Source organism: Kitasatospora sp. NPDC087271 (genome assembly GCF_044744605.1).
Lineage (GTDB): Bacteria > Actinomycetota > Actinomycetes > Streptomycetales > Streptomycetaceae > Kitasatospora.
Map to the genome: position 1 here is coordinate 1 of NZ_JBIUYQ010000003.1, position 14,385 is coordinate 14,385.

At 68.2% G+C, this 14,385-nt stretch carries 19 protein-coding genes; 7 read left to right on the plus strand and 12 right to left on the minus strand.

What is annotated here, in order from left to right; all coding sequences use genetic code 11:
* Window positions 1-73: 73 nt before the first annotated feature.
* Window positions 74-457 (minus strand): hypothetical protein, encoded by a 384-nt coding sequence (locus ACIO9K_RS06850; RefSeq protein WP_400327524.1) that lies wholly within the window; start codon window positions 455-457, stop codon window positions 74-76.
* Window positions 458-847: 390 nt separating this feature from the next.
* Window positions 848-1,525, minus strand: a complete 678-nt coding sequence (locus ACIO9K_RS06855) for an ATP-binding protein (protein WP_400327526.1) — start codon at window positions 1,523-1,525, stop codon at window positions 848-850.
* Window positions 1,526-1,801: 276 nt separating this feature from the next.
* Between ACIO9K_RS06855 and ACIO9K_RS06860 the strand changes: the two genes are divergently transcribed.
* The gene (locus ACIO9K_RS06860) at window positions 1,802-2,707 is read left to right on the plus strand and encodes a DUF5753 domain-containing protein (RefSeq protein WP_400327528.1); all 906 of its coding nucleotides are present in this window, start codon (window positions 1,802-1,804) and stop codon (window positions 2,705-2,707) included.
* Complete coding sequence (locus ACIO9K_RS06865) at window positions 2,704-2,937, plus strand: DUF397 domain-containing protein (protein ID WP_400327530.1); 234 nt, start codon at window positions 2,704-2,706, stop codon at window positions 2,935-2,937. Before ACIO9K_RS06860 ends, ACIO9K_RS06865 begins: the two co-directional genes overlap by 4 nt.
* Before the next feature lie 377 nt (window positions 2,938-3,314).
* On the opposite strand, the gene ACIO9K_RS06870 is transcribed toward ACIO9K_RS06865, so the two are convergent.
* Window positions 3,315-3,791, minus strand: coding sequence for a hypothetical protein (locus tag ACIO9K_RS06870; protein WP_400327532.1), 477 nt, complete (start codon window positions 3,789-3,791; stop codon window positions 3,315-3,317).
* Between the two features lie 180 nt (window positions 3,792-3,971).
* Here ACIO9K_RS06870 and ACIO9K_RS06875 point away from each other — a divergent pair, with 180 nt between their 5' ends.
* Both ACIO9K_RS06875 and ACIO9K_RS06880 read left to right on the plus strand, forming a co-directional pair.
* The gene (locus ACIO9K_RS06875; RefSeq protein WP_400327534.1) at window positions 3,972-4,361 is read left to right on the plus strand and encodes a hypothetical protein; all 390 of its coding nucleotides are present in this window, start codon (window positions 3,972-3,974) and stop codon (window positions 4,359-4,361) included.
* Window positions 4,362-4,634: 273 nt separating this feature from the next.
* Window positions 4,635-5,465 carry an IS5 family transposase gene (locus ACIO9K_RS06880; protein ID WP_400327536.1) on the plus strand — a complete coding sequence of 277 codons (831 nt, stop codon included), beginning with the start codon at window positions 4,635-4,637 and terminating at the stop codon, window positions 5,463-5,465.
* Here the strand turns inward: ACIO9K_RS06880 and ACIO9K_RS06885 are convergent.
* The 4 genes from ACIO9K_RS06885 to ACIO9K_RS06900 all read right to left on the minus strand — a co-directional run bounded on the left by ACIO9K_RS06885 (window position 5,383) and on the right by ACIO9K_RS06900 (window position 7,876).
* Window positions 5,383-5,973 carry a hypothetical protein gene (locus tag ACIO9K_RS06885; protein ID WP_400327538.1) on the minus strand — a complete coding sequence of 197 codons (591 nt, stop codon included), beginning with the start codon at window positions 5,971-5,973 and terminating at the stop codon, window positions 5,383-5,385. The genes ACIO9K_RS06880 and ACIO9K_RS06885 overlap by 83 nt on opposite strands.
* Before the next feature lie 229 nt (window positions 5,974-6,202).
* The gene (locus ACIO9K_RS06890; protein WP_400327540.1) at window positions 6,203-6,616 is read right to left on the minus strand and encodes a cupin domain-containing protein; all 414 of its coding nucleotides are present in this window, start codon (window positions 6,614-6,616) and stop codon (window positions 6,203-6,205) included.
* A 53-nt stretch (window positions 6,617-6,669) separates the two neighbouring features.
* On the minus strand, window positions 6,670-7,512 hold the full coding sequence (locus ACIO9K_RS06895) for an SDR family NAD(P)-dependent oxidoreductase (protein ID WP_400327542.1): 843 nt from the start codon (window positions 7,510-7,512) through the stop codon (window positions 6,670-6,672).
* A gap of 40 nt (window positions 7,513-7,552) precedes the next feature.
* Window positions 7,553-7,876, minus strand: coding sequence for a carboxymuconolactone decarboxylase family protein (locus tag ACIO9K_RS06900; RefSeq protein ID WP_400327544.1), 324 nt, complete (start codon window positions 7,874-7,876; stop codon window positions 7,553-7,555).
* 221 nt (window positions 7,877-8,097) lie between these two features.
* Here ACIO9K_RS06900 and ACIO9K_RS06905 point away from each other — a divergent pair, with 221 nt between their 5' ends.
* Window positions 8,098-8,994 carry a helix-turn-helix transcriptional regulator gene (locus tag ACIO9K_RS06905; RefSeq protein ID WP_400327546.1) on the plus strand — a complete coding sequence of 299 codons (897 nt, stop codon included), beginning with the start codon at window positions 8,098-8,100 and terminating at the stop codon, window positions 8,992-8,994.
* Window positions 8,995-9,704: 710 nt separating this feature from the next.
* Here ACIO9K_RS06905 and ACIO9K_RS06910 read toward each other — a convergent pair.
* A complete protein-coding gene (locus tag ACIO9K_RS06910) occupies window positions 9,705-10,049 on the minus strand; it encodes a hypothetical protein (protein ID WP_400327548.1) in 345 nt (114 codons plus the stop codon).
* A gap of 405 nt (window positions 10,050-10,454) precedes the next feature.
* Between ACIO9K_RS06910 and ACIO9K_RS06915 the strand changes: the two genes are divergently transcribed.
* On the plus strand, window positions 10,455-10,646 hold the full coding sequence (locus tag ACIO9K_RS06915; RefSeq protein ID WP_400327550.1) for a helix-turn-helix domain-containing protein: 192 nt from the start codon (window positions 10,455-10,457) through the stop codon (window positions 10,644-10,646).
* A gap of 61 nt (window positions 10,647-10,707) precedes the next feature.
* On the opposite strand, the gene ACIO9K_RS06920 is transcribed toward ACIO9K_RS06915, so the two are convergent.
* On the minus strand, window positions 10,708-11,178 hold the full coding sequence (locus ACIO9K_RS06920) for a tyrosine-type recombinase/integrase (protein WP_363623534.1): 471 nt from the start codon (window positions 11,176-11,178) through the stop codon (window positions 10,708-10,710).
* Between the two features lie 344 nt (window positions 11,179-11,522).
* Here ACIO9K_RS06920 and ACIO9K_RS06925 point away from each other — a divergent pair, with 344 nt between their 5' ends.
* A complete protein-coding gene (locus ACIO9K_RS06925; RefSeq protein ID WP_331743564.1) occupies window positions 11,523-11,879 on the plus strand; it encodes a beta/gamma crystallin domain-containing protein in 357 nt (118 codons plus the stop codon).
* A gap of 166 nt (window positions 11,880-12,045) precedes the next feature.
* On the opposite strand, the gene ACIO9K_RS06930 is transcribed toward ACIO9K_RS06925, so the two are convergent.
* The 3 genes from ACIO9K_RS06930 to ACIO9K_RS06940 all read right to left on the minus strand — a co-directional run bounded on the left by ACIO9K_RS06930 (window position 12,046) and on the right by ACIO9K_RS06940 (window position 13,954).
* On the minus strand, window positions 12,046-12,231 hold the full coding sequence (locus ACIO9K_RS06930; RefSeq protein WP_400327553.1) for a hypothetical protein: 186 nt from the start codon (window positions 12,229-12,231) through the stop codon (window positions 12,046-12,048).
* Window positions 12,228-12,602, minus strand: a complete 375-nt coding sequence (locus ACIO9K_RS06935) for a hypothetical protein (protein WP_400327555.1) — start codon at window positions 12,600-12,602, stop codon at window positions 12,228-12,230. Before ACIO9K_RS06935 ends, ACIO9K_RS06930 begins: the two co-directional genes overlap by 4 nt.
* 425 nt (window positions 12,603-13,027) lie before the next feature.
* Window positions 13,028-13,954, minus strand: coding sequence for a CAP domain-containing protein (locus tag ACIO9K_RS06940; RefSeq protein WP_363623529.1), 927 nt, complete (start codon window positions 13,952-13,954; stop codon window positions 13,028-13,030).
* Window positions 13,955-14,385: the final 431 nt, after the last annotated feature.

Sequence of the window (14,385 nt, forward strand, 5' to 3'; positions counted from 1 at the left end):
TCAGTTGCGCTCGCGTCACACACCACGGTCTACCGGATCAGGACCCGCCGCGAAGGTGAATCACACAGATTGATCACGACCGAATACGCGCCCTAGGCGGAGGGCACTTGACCATCCGCATCTCCAACCGGCTCCCGTCGAGCAGCTCGGCACCGGGGCCCTGCCACACCGCGGGGGCGGTGGGCACGAGGGCCTCGACAACGCCCTTCGAACGGTTGACGAGCACCGGCCCGACGAGGCTGGGGGCGTTGCCGGCCAACGCACGAACGGCGGCTCGGCCCAATGCTTCCGGAAGCCGTACCACGACGAAGCCGTTGCCGACCGGGATGGGGACCGCGCGGCCCTCCGCCCACACCCTCCAGGTCGCCTCCGGGTCACGCGTGTGCCCGCCGAGCCAACGCATGCCCTCGATCACCTGGCGTATGAGCGTGGTCGGGACAATCGCGGCAGTCGTCATCGTGCTCTCCGTACCTGGTCGTTGGAGTCGTCTGCTGGTGGCTCCGGCGGTCGCGGTCCACGCTGGCGAGCGTCCGAAGTGCAGGGGGAACTGCCCGGCCGCCCCGTTGCCGGAGAAGAAAAGGAGACGTCAGGGCAGGCGGCATCTGCCCTGCTGGCGTGCGGGCTCCGGGAGGCAGAGGTCAGCAGGGCCGGGTCCGTCGTACGGGGCTCACACGCCTGCCCAGCCCCGTGTTCCCTGTGGCGGCCACGAAGGGGTCCTGGAGGCGGTGAGCTTGCACGCCCCTGTGACGGGGCGGTGCTCTTCCGCAACTCGCCCCAACACGACTCGGGGCAGGCGTTCTGGTGTGCCGTGGCACTGGTGCAGTGAGGCGCCGGGTGCAGGTGCGGACTATGAGCCGTCGGTCACGTGAGGCAGTGTGCTGGTGGCCGGCGGCAGGTCCGGCGCGAACACGGGCCCGGTGGCGGCGAACTGGCTCGGCACGTCGTGGATGGCGGCCTGGCTGAGCAAGCCGACGACGGTGACGTGCCCGGCCGCGATCACCGCCGCCACGCCCCTGCGGTGAATCCACCCGGACCGGGGCCTGGGCGGCGCCTCGTGAGCACGGGGGGCTTGCAACCGTGGTTCGTTGTGCGGGCGATCCGGCATCGCCACGACCGTGGCTTCGGGTTGACTCACGGATAACCCGTGCCGAGGGCCGCATTCGAACCAGACGACCTTCGTGCCGGTACGTTTGTCGACCTTCGCACCCCAGGCATTGGACAGAGCCTTGACCAAGGTGAGGCCCTGGCCGCTGGTCACCTCCTCGCCGAAGTGCTCTTGCACGAGAGGCATTTGATCGCTCTCGTCGGCAACTTCGACGCGGACCGCGGTACCGGTCCAGATCGCAGCGACGGTCGCCGCCTTGCCGGTGTGGATGACCGCGTTGGCGATCACCTCACCGGCCAGCAGCTTGACGTCTTCGATCCGGTCGGGGGGCAGAGGAAGACCCCAACGGCCGATGCCGACGAGGAGGGCCCGCCGCGTCGCGGCGGCGCCTTCCGGAGTCGGGGCGACGTGCAGAACCAACCGAAGGGGCTGGCGTGGTGCTAACGGTGCGCCCAGGTATGGGGCAGGGCGCAGTGACTCATTCATGGGAAACCCCCGGTGAGCACGGCGATAGCGATGGATCACCGAGAGCGTGACACAGGCCACTGACGGTGAGTCCGCTGCTACAGTCTCGCACTCGGAACCGAATTGCAACAGGTGCCGTCACCGTCAATTGACGGTTGTGAGCTGCTGGCGCTTCCCGGGCAGGGGCAGCAGACTTGACGCGGCATCAGTGACGACTGATAGGGGTGTGGCATGGACGAAGAGGCCGCGAACGAAGAGCAGGACGAGCGCCCCGCCGGCGTGCCGTTCCTCCGGCATCTCCTTGGCAGCCGGCTGCGGAGAATCCGTGAGCGCAACCGGCTCACCCGCGAGCAGCTCGGGGACGCCCTCGGCCTGTCGGCCGCGATCGTCCGCCGTCTGGAGACCGGTCGGAACATCATCAAGGTTCACGATGTGAACTCGTGGGTCACGCAGTTCAACCTGGACCAGGCCACCGCGAACTCGCTCAGGGAGATGGCCAAACAGAGCAAGGAGCACGGCTGGTGGACGGACGAGGACATGCATCCCTCGTTCAGTGCCCTGGTCGAGGCCGAGAGGCTGGCCAAGCTCATCAAGAACTGGGAACCCAACATCCTGCCGGGGTTGTTGCAGACTGCCGCTTACACCGAGGCGGTCATCTCCCGCGAGCGTTTCCTGATGAAAGCCAACAATCCACTGCCGCTCGAGAAGGTCGTCGAACGCACCGAGCTACGCAAGCAGGTGCTGTTCGGGGAGAGGGCGCCGCAGGCCCGGTTCATCATCGGCGCGGGCGCTCTGCGCATGCTCGTCGGCGACCCCGAAGTGATGCGAGGCCAGCTGGAGCATCTGATCGCGGTGTGCGAGCTGGACAACGTCACGATCCAGGTGCTCACGGAGGAGTCCGGCTACCACGTCGGAGCAGCCGGTTCCTTTGCCGTCTACCTGTTCAGCGACCTGCCTGGCGATGGTGTCGTCTACACCGAGCAGAACCTGACATTTGCGGACCGTCTCTCGAATCTCAACCGTCGCAACCGCCAGCTTGAGGTCCTTATGTCCCAGGCGCTCGACCCGGCGGCGACCCGGTCATACTTGCAGGCAACCCTGACGAACAAGACGAGTTGGGGACAACTGGAAGGATGACCATGCAAGACGGCACCACCCTCGACCAGGGCGGCTACCGCTGGGCCAAGTCCAGCTACTCGGCCGGCGAGAACGGCAACTGCGTCGAGGTCGGCCGGACCCCGGCTGGCGCCATCCCGGTGCGCGACACCAAGCAGGACCGACACGGTCCGGTCCTGGAGTTCACCCCTGCGGCGTTCCAGACCTTCGTCGATGCCGTCAAGGCAGGCGAGTTCCCGGTTCAGCCGTAACGAGTGAATGAGAGGTGGGTGGACCCTGGCGAAAGAGCCGCCGGGGTCCACCCACCTCTTCCATACCACCTGGGCACGACAATGAACGCAAGTGGCCCCACGACAATTCCGGCAAGCCAACCCCAATCGTCAACTGACGCATGGCAGCTTGCCGTAGGGAAGGTCGACCGGCAGCCGGCAGCCGGCAGCTCGTCTGCCGTGCCCAACAGCGCTACAGCTCCGTGACCCGGAAGGCTTCGGCAAGCTCTTCGGAGGCGCCTCCGCGTTACTCTCGGCCCGCGGGCTCCGCCATTCGCCGGTCCGGCGCCGCCTTCTGTAGGCCAGCGCGCTGCTGGTGCGGTGCCGATGCTTCGGACCGACACCGCACGGGCCGGTAGTCAGACCCCGTGGAAGGCGACGATGAACCGCAGCTGCCTGTTGCGCAGCGGGGCCAGGGCCATGATGCGGACGGGGACCTCGCCGGCGCCGCCGTGCGGGATTCGCATGTGCCTGATGTCGCCGTCCGGGTGCTCGTAGAAATCGTGCCGGTCCCACAGTTCCTGGGCTTCGGGGCAGCCCTCCAGGATGTCCGCGACGAGCTTCTTCAACTGCTCGTTGTCGGGGTACTGGGCGGCGGCGGTGCGGATCTGGGCGAGGAAGGGGACGGCCCAGGATTCCTTCCAGTTGACCAGCTGCTCGCGGGCGCCGGGGTAGAGGAAGGCCCACCTCATGATGTTGCGCTCATAGACCCAGGGGTACATCTCCCGGGACGGATTGTTGTGCGCGACCACGTTCCAGGCGACGTCCGAGATGTACGCGGGGTGCGGGAGCATCTTGTCGAGAAGGCGCTGCATGTCCGCGTCCATGGCCGCCATGGCGTCGGGCTCCGTGTCCCGCGGGGCGGGGGCGCGCCCGGTGGCGTGGTGGTACAAGGCGAGGCGTTCCGCATCATTGAGCCGGAATGTGAGAGCGTGGTGGTGAACCGGGTGGTGTTCGGTGGGGTCGGGTTGTGAATGCCTCGGTCGGTCGCGCTTCCGACGCAGTACCGTGGGCCGGTGGATGAGATGCCAGTCCCGACGGCGGGTATGACGATCAGCGTTCGGATGCGCCAGGACGTGGTGATCGTCGATCCGGAGCGTTTTGTCGCTTCGGCCCGTGCGGCGTACCGCGAAGCCTTCCCTGAAATCACCGAGGAGAGGGCGGCCGAGGACATCCGCGATGTCTACGAGGCTGTGTGGGCTCTGCTGGACCGCTTCGGTCGACTCGCAGCCGACGTACCAGCGTCCACCGGACTCCCCGGCCAACGGATTCTGGACCGCCCAGACGGACTCTCACCTGCGGGCGAGCGCAAGCACATCGTGCTGAACGATCCGAAGCCACTCCAGGACTACGGCTGCTTCATGCCCGAGGAGTACGACCCGTTCGCCATCCCGCCAGGGGTGTGACGGTGTCCACCGCGACAGACTGCTCCGAAAGATCATTTCTCTGAGGAAATCTCGAACGTTCGTGCTGGCCGCTCGGTGGGCGTAGAGGAACGGGCCTCTTGGTAGGAGTGCGGTTGTCGAGACCAACCCTCCGGCCCAGGAGGCCCGTTGCCGTACCAGTTCACCACTCCCGTGCCGGGCGATGCCACTTCGGTCACTCCGGCGTGTGACTGCTTCGTTCACCAGTACGGGGCGATCGCGGCGGGGCGGCGCGCGCCGCACTACCCGTCCGACATGACGGATGCAGAATGGGCCCAGGTCAAGGCCTCGATGCCGGTGCCGGCCTGGTTGGAGGGCCGGGGCGGACGCCCCGAGGCCCACTGCCACCGTGAGATGGTCGACGCAGTGCGCTACGTCGTCGACAACGGCGCGAAGTGGCGGGCGATGCCCGTCGACCTGCCGGCCCCGCGCAAGGTCTACGACTTCTTCCGCCGCTGGTCGCGCCACGGATACGTGCGCGAGCTCTACCAGCGGCTACGTCGCCTGCAGCGCGAGCGGGAGGGCCGGGCGGCCGAGCCGAGCGCGGGCATCATGGACGCGCAGTCGGTGGACGGCTCGGAGACCTGCCCCACCGCCACGCGCGGGACCGACGGCAACAAGCTCCGCGACGGACGCAAGCGCCACATCCTGACCGACACGGGCGGCCTGCTGCTGGAGGTCACCGTCACCGCCGCGAATGTGCACGATTCGGTGGCCGCCCCGGAACTGCTCGAGGGGTTCATGGCCGAGCCCGGACGCCTGCTGAAACTGGTCTGGGCGGACACCGCCTACCAGGGCCCGGCGCTGGCGGAGGCGTTCGCGGCGCACGGAGTCAGGGTCGAGGTCGTCAAGCGCCCGGACGGGACCAGGGGATTCGTGGTGCTCGCCCGCAGGTGGGCGGTCGAGCGCACGCTGGGCTGGCTCTCGCGGGCCCGACGCCTGAACCGCGACCACGAGCGCCGGCCCGACCACCACACGCAGATGGTGTGGTGGGCCGGCCTGATCACCCTGACGCGGAAACTGGCGAAAGAGCGCCTGCACTGGCCGGAGTTCCGGCCCCGGCGCCTGGACCCGCGGCAGGCCTGAACAGGCCCCGCTCACGAAGGAGCCAGCCGCGCGCCTGGAGCGCATAGGCACGATGGCGCACCTTCTCCACCTCGTTCAACCGTGAGGCGTCGCGCCCCAGTGCCCGGGTCAGCTCCTGCACCGTGAGCGGCCCCGGCGCGGCCAGGGCCGTCTCGAAGACCTGCCGGTAGGCCCCGCACAAAGCATCGGCTCCCAGCCCCGGCCGCCAGGCCGGCGGCCGGGCATCGTAGCCCTCCCGCAGCACCGGACCCGCGGGCAGTGTCCCGGCCACACGCACGGGTTCCTCCACCACGGTCGGCGCTGGTGACGCCCCGTCACCCTCCCGGCCCGCACCCGGCCCTTCGGCGAACATGAGCACCACCTCCTCGCGGGCGATCCGCGCATGCTCCAGCCGCTGGCGGGCCGCCTCCGCCTGCACCTCGGCCTCCCGCAGCATCTCCAGCCAGGACTCCAGATCCTCCCGGGCCCGCGCCTCCCGGACTTCCAGCAATGCGATCACCGACGGCATCCCACACCTCCACGAGCAGGCCAACTCCCCGCTGGCTGCCCACAGCCGGCCACCCCGACACCGCCACCACCCGAAAGCTGCGGGTCATCGAGCTATAGACCGGTTCACCACCACGCTCTAAGTGCTCTCCGCCGGTGCAGTGAGCGGCATTTTGGCCGGGTGGCCCGGTGAGATCTTCCCGGCCACCCGGCCACCCGGCCAATGGATGCACGGGGTGGGGTGGCTGCCGTCAGCCGCGAGGGGCTGCCAGGGCGGTGCTGTACTGATCGCCGGTGACCGGCTCCAACCAGGTGGTGCCGTCACCGTTGCCGTCGCCCACCACGAGGGCGAGGTGGGCCATCAGGGTGGTGTCGGTCGCACCGTGCCAGTGCTCCTCGCCTGCGGGGCACTTGACGGTCTGGCCGGCGCTGACGCGCACCACGTGGCCGTCGCGGGTGCCGACCAGGCCGACGCCGTCGGTGACGTGCAGGACCTGGCCCAGGGCGTGGGAGTGCCAGTTGGTGCGGGCGCCGGGGGTGAAGCGCACCAGGGCGGCGGCCAGGCGGGCCGGCTCCGTGGGAGCCTCGATCATGGTGAGGTAGACATCGCCGGTGAACCGCTCGGCGGGCGCCCTGAGGGTGGGGGTGTCGGTGATGTGCTCCATGGCTCTTTTCCTTGATCGTGTGCAATGAGTGGGCTTCTCGGACGGTCCTGGGGTCAGATGGCGTCAGCGTGGGCGAGGTCTGCGCCCAGGGCGCGCGAGGCGTCGGCCTGCGCGAGCAGGTCCTTGGCCTTGGCCGTGACGGCGTCGATGGCGTCGGCTCCGGCGACGAAGCGGGCCGGGGGCTGGTCCTGGCCGGCGAGGGCCAGCAGGGCGGCGGCGAGCTTGGCCGGGTCGCCCGACTGCTGCCCGTTCATGGACTGCCACTGCTTCTTGGTCGCCTCGGTGCGCTCGGCGTAGTCCTCGATCGACAGGTCCGCCCAGGTCGTGGAGGCGTCGACCAGGAGTTCGGTACGGAAGAAGCCCGGCTCGACGATCGTGGTGCGGATGTTGAACGGCTCGACGTCGTGGCGCAGGGACTCCATGAAGCCCTCGACGCCGAACTTCGCGGCGGCGTAGGCGACGCAGAACTCCAGGCCGGTCAGGCCCGCGAGGGAGGAGATCGTGATGACGTGCCCGTCGCGCTGGGCGCGCATGACCGGCAGCACCGCGCGGGTGACGTTCATCGGTCCGAACAGGTTCGTCTCGACCTGTTGGCGCATCTGCGCGTCGGAGATCTCCTCGAAGTAGCCCGCGTAGAAGTTGGCGGCGTTGTTGACCAGCACGTCGATCCGGTCGAAGCGTTCGACGGCGGCCCGGACGGCTCGCTGCGCGGCAGTCGGGTCGGTGATGTCCAGGGCGGTGGCCAGCAGGTTGTCCTGCTCGCCGCCGAGTGCCTCCAGGACACGCTCGGGGCGGCGGCCGGTGGCCACGACCTGGTGGTCGGCCGCGAGGGCCTGGCGGGCGATGTCCGCGCCCAGACCGCGACCGGCACCGGTGATCAGGAAGACCTTGCTCATGAGGGGATGCTCCGTTCGGATGACGACGGGAAGAGGGGATTCAGCCGTTGCTGCGCTCGTCGGCGATCTTCTTCAGCTGGTTGACGGCGGTCATGCCGTTGGGCCAGCCCGCGTAGAAGGCCAGGTGGGTGATTGCCTCGGACAGCTCCTCCACGCTCAGGCCGTTGTCCAAGGCCACGCCCAAGTGGTAGCCGAGCTGCTCGGAGCGGTAGAGCGCCGCCAGCACGCTCACGGTGACCAGGCTGCGGTCGCGCGGCGACAGCTCGGGGCGCTCCCAGACGTCGGCGAACAGGACCTCGTTGGTGACCTCGACCAGCTTGGGCGCGATCTGGGCGAGCTCCTGGGGGGCGGACTGCTTCGGCATGGAACTTCCTCTTAGATCAAAACTAGATAAATGGGGGCGGGTCGGTCTGCTGTAGAGCCGGTCCTCCGGGCGGCTTCCGTGCCGCGCAACGGATCGGTGCTGCACGCCGCAACTGCTGTCGATATCCACGAAACCGCAGATCAAAGAGGTGAGGGAGGGTCTGGGGTGACAGGCACTGACAGGACCCCCCACCTGCGTGATTCCCCGCCTAGCCTGGAAGCGTGAGCACCGAGAGCGACATCCGCGAGTTCCTGGCCACTCGCCGCGCCAAGATCACCCCGCAGCAGGCCGGCCTGCCCGCCTACGGGGGCAACCGACGCGTGCCCGGCCTGCGCCGCGAGGAAGTCGCCCTGCTCGCCGGCGTCAGCATCGACTACTACGTCCGCCTGGAACGCGGCCACCTCGCCGGAGCCTCCGAGGAAGTCCTCGACGCCATCGCCGGAGCCCTCCAGCTCGACGACGCCGAACGCGCCCACCTGTACGACCTGGCCCGCGCCGTCGCCCACCGGCCCCCACGCCGCACCAAGCGCAGCCGCGGGCCGATCCCCGACAGCGTCCTACGCGTCCTGCACTCGATGACCGACTCCCCGGCCTTCATCCGCAACGGCCGCCTCGACATCCTCGCCACCAACCGCCTGGGCCGCGCCCTGTACTCCCCCCTCTACGCCGGCTCCGCCAAGGAACCGGTCAACATTGCCCGCTTCCAGTTCCTGGACCCGCACGGCCACGATTTCTTCCCCCACTGGGAGGAATCCCTGGACACCACCGTCTCGCTCCTGCGCACCGAGGCCGGACGCACCCCGCACGACAGTGACCTCACCGGACTCATCGGCGAACTCGTCACCCGCAGCGAGGAGTTCCGTACAGCCTGGGCCAAGCACAACGTGCGCCTGCACCACACCGGCCGTAAGTCCTTCCGCCATCCCGCCGTCGGCGACATCACCCTCGACTTCGACGCCATGGAACTGCCCGCACAACCCGGCCTGACCCTGACCGCCTACAGCGCTGCACCCGGAAGCCCCGACCACGACACCCTCAGCCTCCTCGCCAGCTGGGCAGCGACCGAAGACGCCCGAGCCACCGAGCACAGCGATCGGCCCACCCACCCGCAAGCCTGATTTTCCGCGCTGTCATCCGCAAGATCGACGGAGGAATAGGGCGTGTAAGCGATCTCGTGTAAGTGCCTTGTGGTTATCCCTGGTGGGGCGCTCGGCCTTGGGACCATTTTGGGACCACACCTGATGATCGCCTACGGGCGCCCGTGGCCAGAAACGGACAATTCTGCACGAAGTGAACACTGAGCAATCGTCAGCCCTCTCCCCCGTCGATTCTGTCGAAAAGGACCAGCTCGCTTGTGTCCCATGGTAGTTGAGTGAGGAAAAAGCCGAAGCCTTGAGGCCTCGGCTGCCGACGATAGTTGAACCCCTTGATTGGGGGTCAAGAGGTTGCTTTCGCGGAATCGGCTGGGAGATGAGTGCCGGAAAGGCGGCTTCAGAGAGTAAGTGGCTGTTGTCCTTCCTGGCTTGAGGGCTTCGTTTTTGCTGGTCAGGCATAGGGTTGGCGGTCCTGCGGAAGTGGTGACGTGTCGGGTCGTCGCTTCGGTGGAGGTCGGGGATGCCGTCTGTCGTGGGGCTGTACGAGTGCGACAACAGGGCCTCCTGGAGGGCTCGTTGGTTTGGACACCATTCGAGTTACCAAGAGGCCCTGCTCTCATGCACGGTTGTCGCCACACTCACCCGATCGAGACTCCCGTCCGGCCCGCGCTACCCCTTCGATAAGAATTGGCGTGTGGTGGACCGTGCTGCGAGCACACGCGGTCAGGCGCCGCCTACTGGTTGAAGACGACGGAGCGGAACTTCACATTTTCGCCGCCGTATACGCCGCCTGACTTCAGGGCGAAGGACTCGCCCTCGCAGTCGACGTCGGTGTACACCGTCGCGATCGAGTTGGTCCGGTTGCGGGGGGAGTGTGCGGGCGTCGTGTCCGGTTTGGCGACCTGTTCCAGGGTGATGCAATAACGCGCCCTCGGGTCGCGCAGATAGCCTTCGAGGGTCTTGCCGTCGCGGTCGTACGTGAACACGAACTGGCCGGTCGCGGCGTGAGCCGAGGTCGGCAGGCTGACGGCGGGCGTGAGCGCGCCCAGGACAACGGCGAGGGAAGTACGAAAACGCATGGAGGCGTCCTTGGAGTTGGGAGTGGGGATTCCGGCAAGGTGCCCTGTTCGACGAGCCCTCAGAGCCCGTACGCTGCTCTGTCGCTCGTTTGGGTCACGCCGAACCGGCCACGTGGCGGGCGCCCATACTTTCGACTCCTCACAGACCCACCAGGCCAGGCAGTCGCTCCCAATCACTGAATTGTGGGTTTCGCCCTCCCGGTCGAACCCGCATGTCATGGGTTTGCCGGGACGAAGGATCACCTGTTCGAGCCGCTACAACTGAACTCATGTACGCCGAAATCGGAACAGCAACGGCTTCCAAGGATGGCCGAGTCAGCGTTTAGCAGATGATCTCGGCTCGGCCAAACTGCTATTCGGGTGTGAACCTCTCCGGTGATTGGTAACCGTTGCAGAGGAGGTCCCATGGCTCGACAGTTCATGAGCGTAAGGGAGACTGCGGAGTATCTGAACATGTCGGTCCCGTGGGTGTATCGGGAGGCTCCCCGCGTGGGTCTCGCGCCGTACAGGTTCGGGAGCGGGAAGAACGCGAAGCTGCAGTTCAAGGTGTCCGACATTCATGCGTGGGTGAAGCAGCAGCGCATGTCGGCCGCTTGACGCCGCTGCCGCCGGGACGCAGGGTGGGCCTGCCCGACTGCGGCAGGCCCACCCCGTTTGGTCAGGCAGCGAGTCCGAGGTCGAGGACCTGGGCAGCGCGGCCGATGGAGCCGGGCATGAGGTGGCGGTAGACCTTGAAGGTGACGTCGATGCTCTTGTGGCCCATCCACTCGGCGACGTCGGTGATCGGGATGCTGTGGGTGAGGCAGTTCGAGGCGAAGAAGTGGCGGTGGCCGTACATCGTCATGTCATCGGGGATGTGAACCAGCCCGGCCTGCTTCATCCGCTGCCACTGGTTCTGGATGTAGTAGTACGGGAACGGCTTGCGGACGTCCCGGGGGTGACGGAGGGGGTAGCCGTCCACGGTTCCGTACTTGTCCGCGTACCACTCGATCGTCTGCTTCACTCGGGCGGGCAGCGGGACGTCGCGGTACTCACCCTCTTTGCGGTGCTTGAGGGGCGAGTAGTCCTTGGTGGTCTGGTTGACCTGCCCGGTGACGCGGTACCGGCAACACCCGGCAACACCCGACACGTCATGCGCGAACTCGCCAGCCCCACCCCCCTCTCCCAGCCAGGTGCCCCCAACACCTGTCGCGCGCGGTCGGCGGTCGGACCATCACCCCACGTCAGAGCAGCCGGTAGGCGATCTCGGTCGACGGCCCATCCGCCCGGCCCCGGAACCACTCGCGACACACCAGAACCACACACCCCACGCCTCGCCGAAAGTCCGGATGGAAATGACCGAGAACACGTAAGGTCGAGGTTCGTTCGATTGACCCTCACAAAGGCGGTCTGGATACTGATCGAGCACGACGCAACCGAAACTCGTTGCGAAGCGGACTCCGATTCGACATTTTATCCGACTGAGGAGAATCCATGATCTCGAAAGCGAAGAAGGTCGTGAGCTCGATGGCGATGGCCTTCGCCGCGGCGGCCACGCTCACCGTGGCCGTGCCGTCCGGCAACGCCTTCGCCATCGACCACGTCCAGTGCGACGGGAGCCGCAATGACTTCCTGAAGATCTGGTCGCACCTCGACGGCCGTGACAGCGTCGACTGCTACGCGAACGGGGGGACGATCGGCTTCGGCGGGTGGTGGATCGACCGGATCTCCACGGGGAACAACGACCTGGTCTACTCCGACGCCAACGGCGACTCGGTGAGGGTCAACCGCTGGACCGACATCACGTACCCGAACCGCCCGCCGAAGGTCAACTCCATCCAAATCCTCTGACGAACCGGCGGAGCGGGACCCGAACGGAAATTCGCCCGGCCGCATCACCGCAAGTCCCCGCAGCGCTTTGATCGCCGTCGAATTTTCTGTGACGTGAATTCGCTCAATTCCGGTCCACCGGCGCCGGCCATGCCCTCCACGGGCTGGCCGGCGCCGGCATGTGGTGTCACGGCTGCCCGCCGAGCCCCAACTTCCGGACCCCGAAGGGGGAGAAGACCATGTGCGCGGCCCAACCGCGGTGAATCAGCGCGATCTGCGAGGGCATCGGCATCACCGGGTACAGCTCCCTGCCCCGCGACCAGTTCGCGAGCAGGCCCTCCGTGGTGTCGACCGCCGAAACCAGCATCGTCACCTGGAGGTCCCCGTCACCCCAGGTGTTCCACAGGGCCCATCCTTCGGGCCTGGCCTCGACCCCGAGGCGCGAGCACACCTCCTCGTAGCTCTCCCCATGCTCTCCGGCATCGCCCCGGGCCGCAGGATCGCCACCCCGGCCAGCTTCACCTCGGACCGGTCCGCCTCCTCGCCGAGGCAGCCGTCCCCCGGGAAGTGGTAGTGCCGGATCTCCCGGGCCAGCGCGTTCACCGCCCGTTGCAGGCGCGTCGCGTCTTCCGCCTCGGGGCCGTACGACAGCCACCCCTCCGCCGACGCGACGCCCGTCACCGCACGGGCAAGCCGCTCGATCTCCCTCAAGTACTCCAGCTCAGAAAGCTCGGGTCGCGTCACGCCGCCCAGTCTCACAGCACTCCCCGTCCGGGTCATCCCGGTTTCCGGCCTCCGCCTCTCGGAGGTCTGCGAGGGCAGCAACAGAGGTCGGAAACCGGGTGCGGCAACGCGGCCCCGCCTGGCTTCACCGAGGCGCCGGCGGCACCCGCGCCGGCGACGATGCCTGCGGAGGCGGTGCGGGCGAAGGCTGTCCGACCCGTCGGATCGGCCTGTTGGCAACGACCCCCGGCAGAGCCGACCACCGTTCCGATCCACTGGAGCGCTCTGCCGCGATGCCGCGGTCCGCGCGCGGTCTGGTCGCACACCTCGGTGTGCCGGCCGGCCTCCCGGAAGTGCCGTCGCTGGCGGAGGCTCCGGCCGGGGCCGCTCCGCCGGGTGGAGCGGCCCCGGCCGGAGCGGTCGCGGCGGAGCGGTCGCGGCGGGGGTCAGCGGGTGCTGAAGTCCGCGTTCCAGGAGGCGTTGCCGGTGCGGGCCAGGCCGACCTCGTTGTAGTCGCCGAGCATGATCCCCAGGTGAAGGGGCGACCTGATCCAGCCGTCGACGGCGGCATCGATGTCGGTGGGGCCGTAGAAGGCGATCTCGCCGAATCCCCTCCCGGTGTAGCCGAGGTTGCGCGCGATGCCGTTCGAGTCGCAGAAGTGGCCGGAGACGCGGCGCTGGTCCATCTGGTCGGCGTTGCACTTGGCGGCCTGGGAGAGCGTCTGGTTGAGGCGCACCGCCGGCTTGCCGTTCTGGGCGCGCACGGTGTTGAGCCGGTCGAGGAAGCGCTGCTCGACGGAGGTACCCGGGCCCGGGCCCGGGCCGGTGCCCGACCCGATCAGGTCGAACCGCTGGGACATGCTGCCGTCGCAGTTCTCGACGGTGACCTCCCGGTCGAGGCCGTGGTAGGTCAGACAGCGGTTGTCGCGGGCGTTGTGGAGGTAGGTGCCGCCGCCGGCGACGGGCTCCAGGGTCCACTGCTGGTTGGCGCCCGCCCACCAGTGGATGAACTGGGTGGACCGGCCGTCGTTGGTGTCCATCTCCAGCACGCGCTCGGTGCCGTTGACGTTGCGGGCGAAGTCGACCCGGTCGCCGGGCTTGTTGGAGATCCAGAACGAGGTGGAGGCGTTCTGGTAGTTGCGGGCGACGATCCGGGAACCCTCGCCGTCGGAGCTGGCCAGCGAGTTGTGGTTCTGGTGGTCCTGGATCGTGATCATCTGCTCGACCACGGCGGCGTTCGCCGGCGCGGCGAGCAGCGTGATGCTGCTCGCGGATATCGCGGAGACGGCGAGCGCCAGGCCTGCCAGCCGGGTGCGGCGGCGGGTGCCGGTGCTCGGGCGGGGGCGGAGGGTCCGGGCGGACGGGTGGGACACGGGGATCTCCTGTTGTCGGTGGACCGCGTGCGGATGCGACTGCGGAACGCGGTCAGGACACCAGGACTGGATTGACGATCGATCAGCAGCGTGTTGACGAACAGGGTGTGCGTCGTCCATGGAGGCGGCGCGGAGCTCGGGTCGACCCGCCCACGTGAACGCGTCAGGGCGAACATGCCTGGATGGACACGTCGCCGCGCCCCGGCAGAAGCGGTTCCGGGGCGCGGTACGCAGCGGAGGAGAACGGGCCGATCCGGTCCCGCCCCGCCCACACGTGTGTCAGCCGGAGCGTGCTGCCGTGGGGGGGCGCCGCGGGGGGCCGCGGCCCCGCGCCCGGGTGAGTTTGGCCCGCGGAAGTCCCCCCCCGGGGGGGGGGCGCGAGTGTGGAAGCCCGGCACCCCGGGGTGGCGGGTGACCGGGGGGGTGCGGTC

Coding starts and splice junctions, on each gene's coding strand:
- ACIO9K_RS06865 (WP_400327530.1), top strand. CDS start 2,704: ATGACCATGCAAGACGGCACCACCCTCGACCAGGGCGGCTACCGCTGG.
- ACIO9K_RS06925 (WP_331743564.1), top strand. CDS start 11,523: ATGATCTCGAAAGCGAAGAAGGTCGTGAGCTCGATGGCGATGGCCTTC.
- ACIO9K_RS06850 (WP_400327524.1), bottom strand. CDS start 457: ATGACGACTGCCGCGATTGTCCCGACCACGCTCATACGCCAGGTGATC.
- ACIO9K_RS06860 (WP_400327528.1), top strand. CDS start 1,802: ATGGACGAAGAGGCCGCGAACGAAGAGCAGGACGAGCGCCCCGCCGGC.
- ACIO9K_RS06910 (WP_400327548.1), bottom strand. CDS start 10,049: ATGCGTTTTCGTACTTCCCTCGCCGTTGTCCTGGGCGCGCTCACGCCC.
- ACIO9K_RS06870 (WP_400327532.1), bottom strand. CDS start 3,791: ATGGCGGCCATGGACGCGGACATGCAGCGCCTTCTCGACAAGATGCTC.
- ACIO9K_RS06890 (WP_400327540.1), bottom strand. CDS start 6,616: ATGGAGCACATCACCGACACCCCCACCCTCAGGGCGCCCGCCGAGCGG.
- ACIO9K_RS06880 (WP_400327536.1), top strand. CDS start 4,635: ATGACGGATGCAGAATGGGCCCAGGTCAAGGCCTCGATGCCGGTGCCG.
- ACIO9K_RS06885 (WP_400327538.1), bottom strand. CDS start 5,973: ATGCCGTCGGTGATCGCATTGCTGGAAGTCCGGGAGGCGCGGGCCCGG.
- ACIO9K_RS06895 (WP_400327542.1), bottom strand. CDS start 7,512: ATGAGCAAGGTCTTCCTGATCACCGGTGCCGGTCGCGGTCTGGGCGCG.
- ACIO9K_RS06915 (WP_400327550.1), top strand. CDS start 10,455: ATGGCTCGACAGTTCATGAGCGTAAGGGAGACTGCGGAGTATCTGAAC.
- ACIO9K_RS06900 (WP_400327544.1), bottom strand. CDS start 7,876: ATGCCGAAGCAGTCCGCCCCCCAGGAGCTCGCCCAGATCGCGCCCAAG.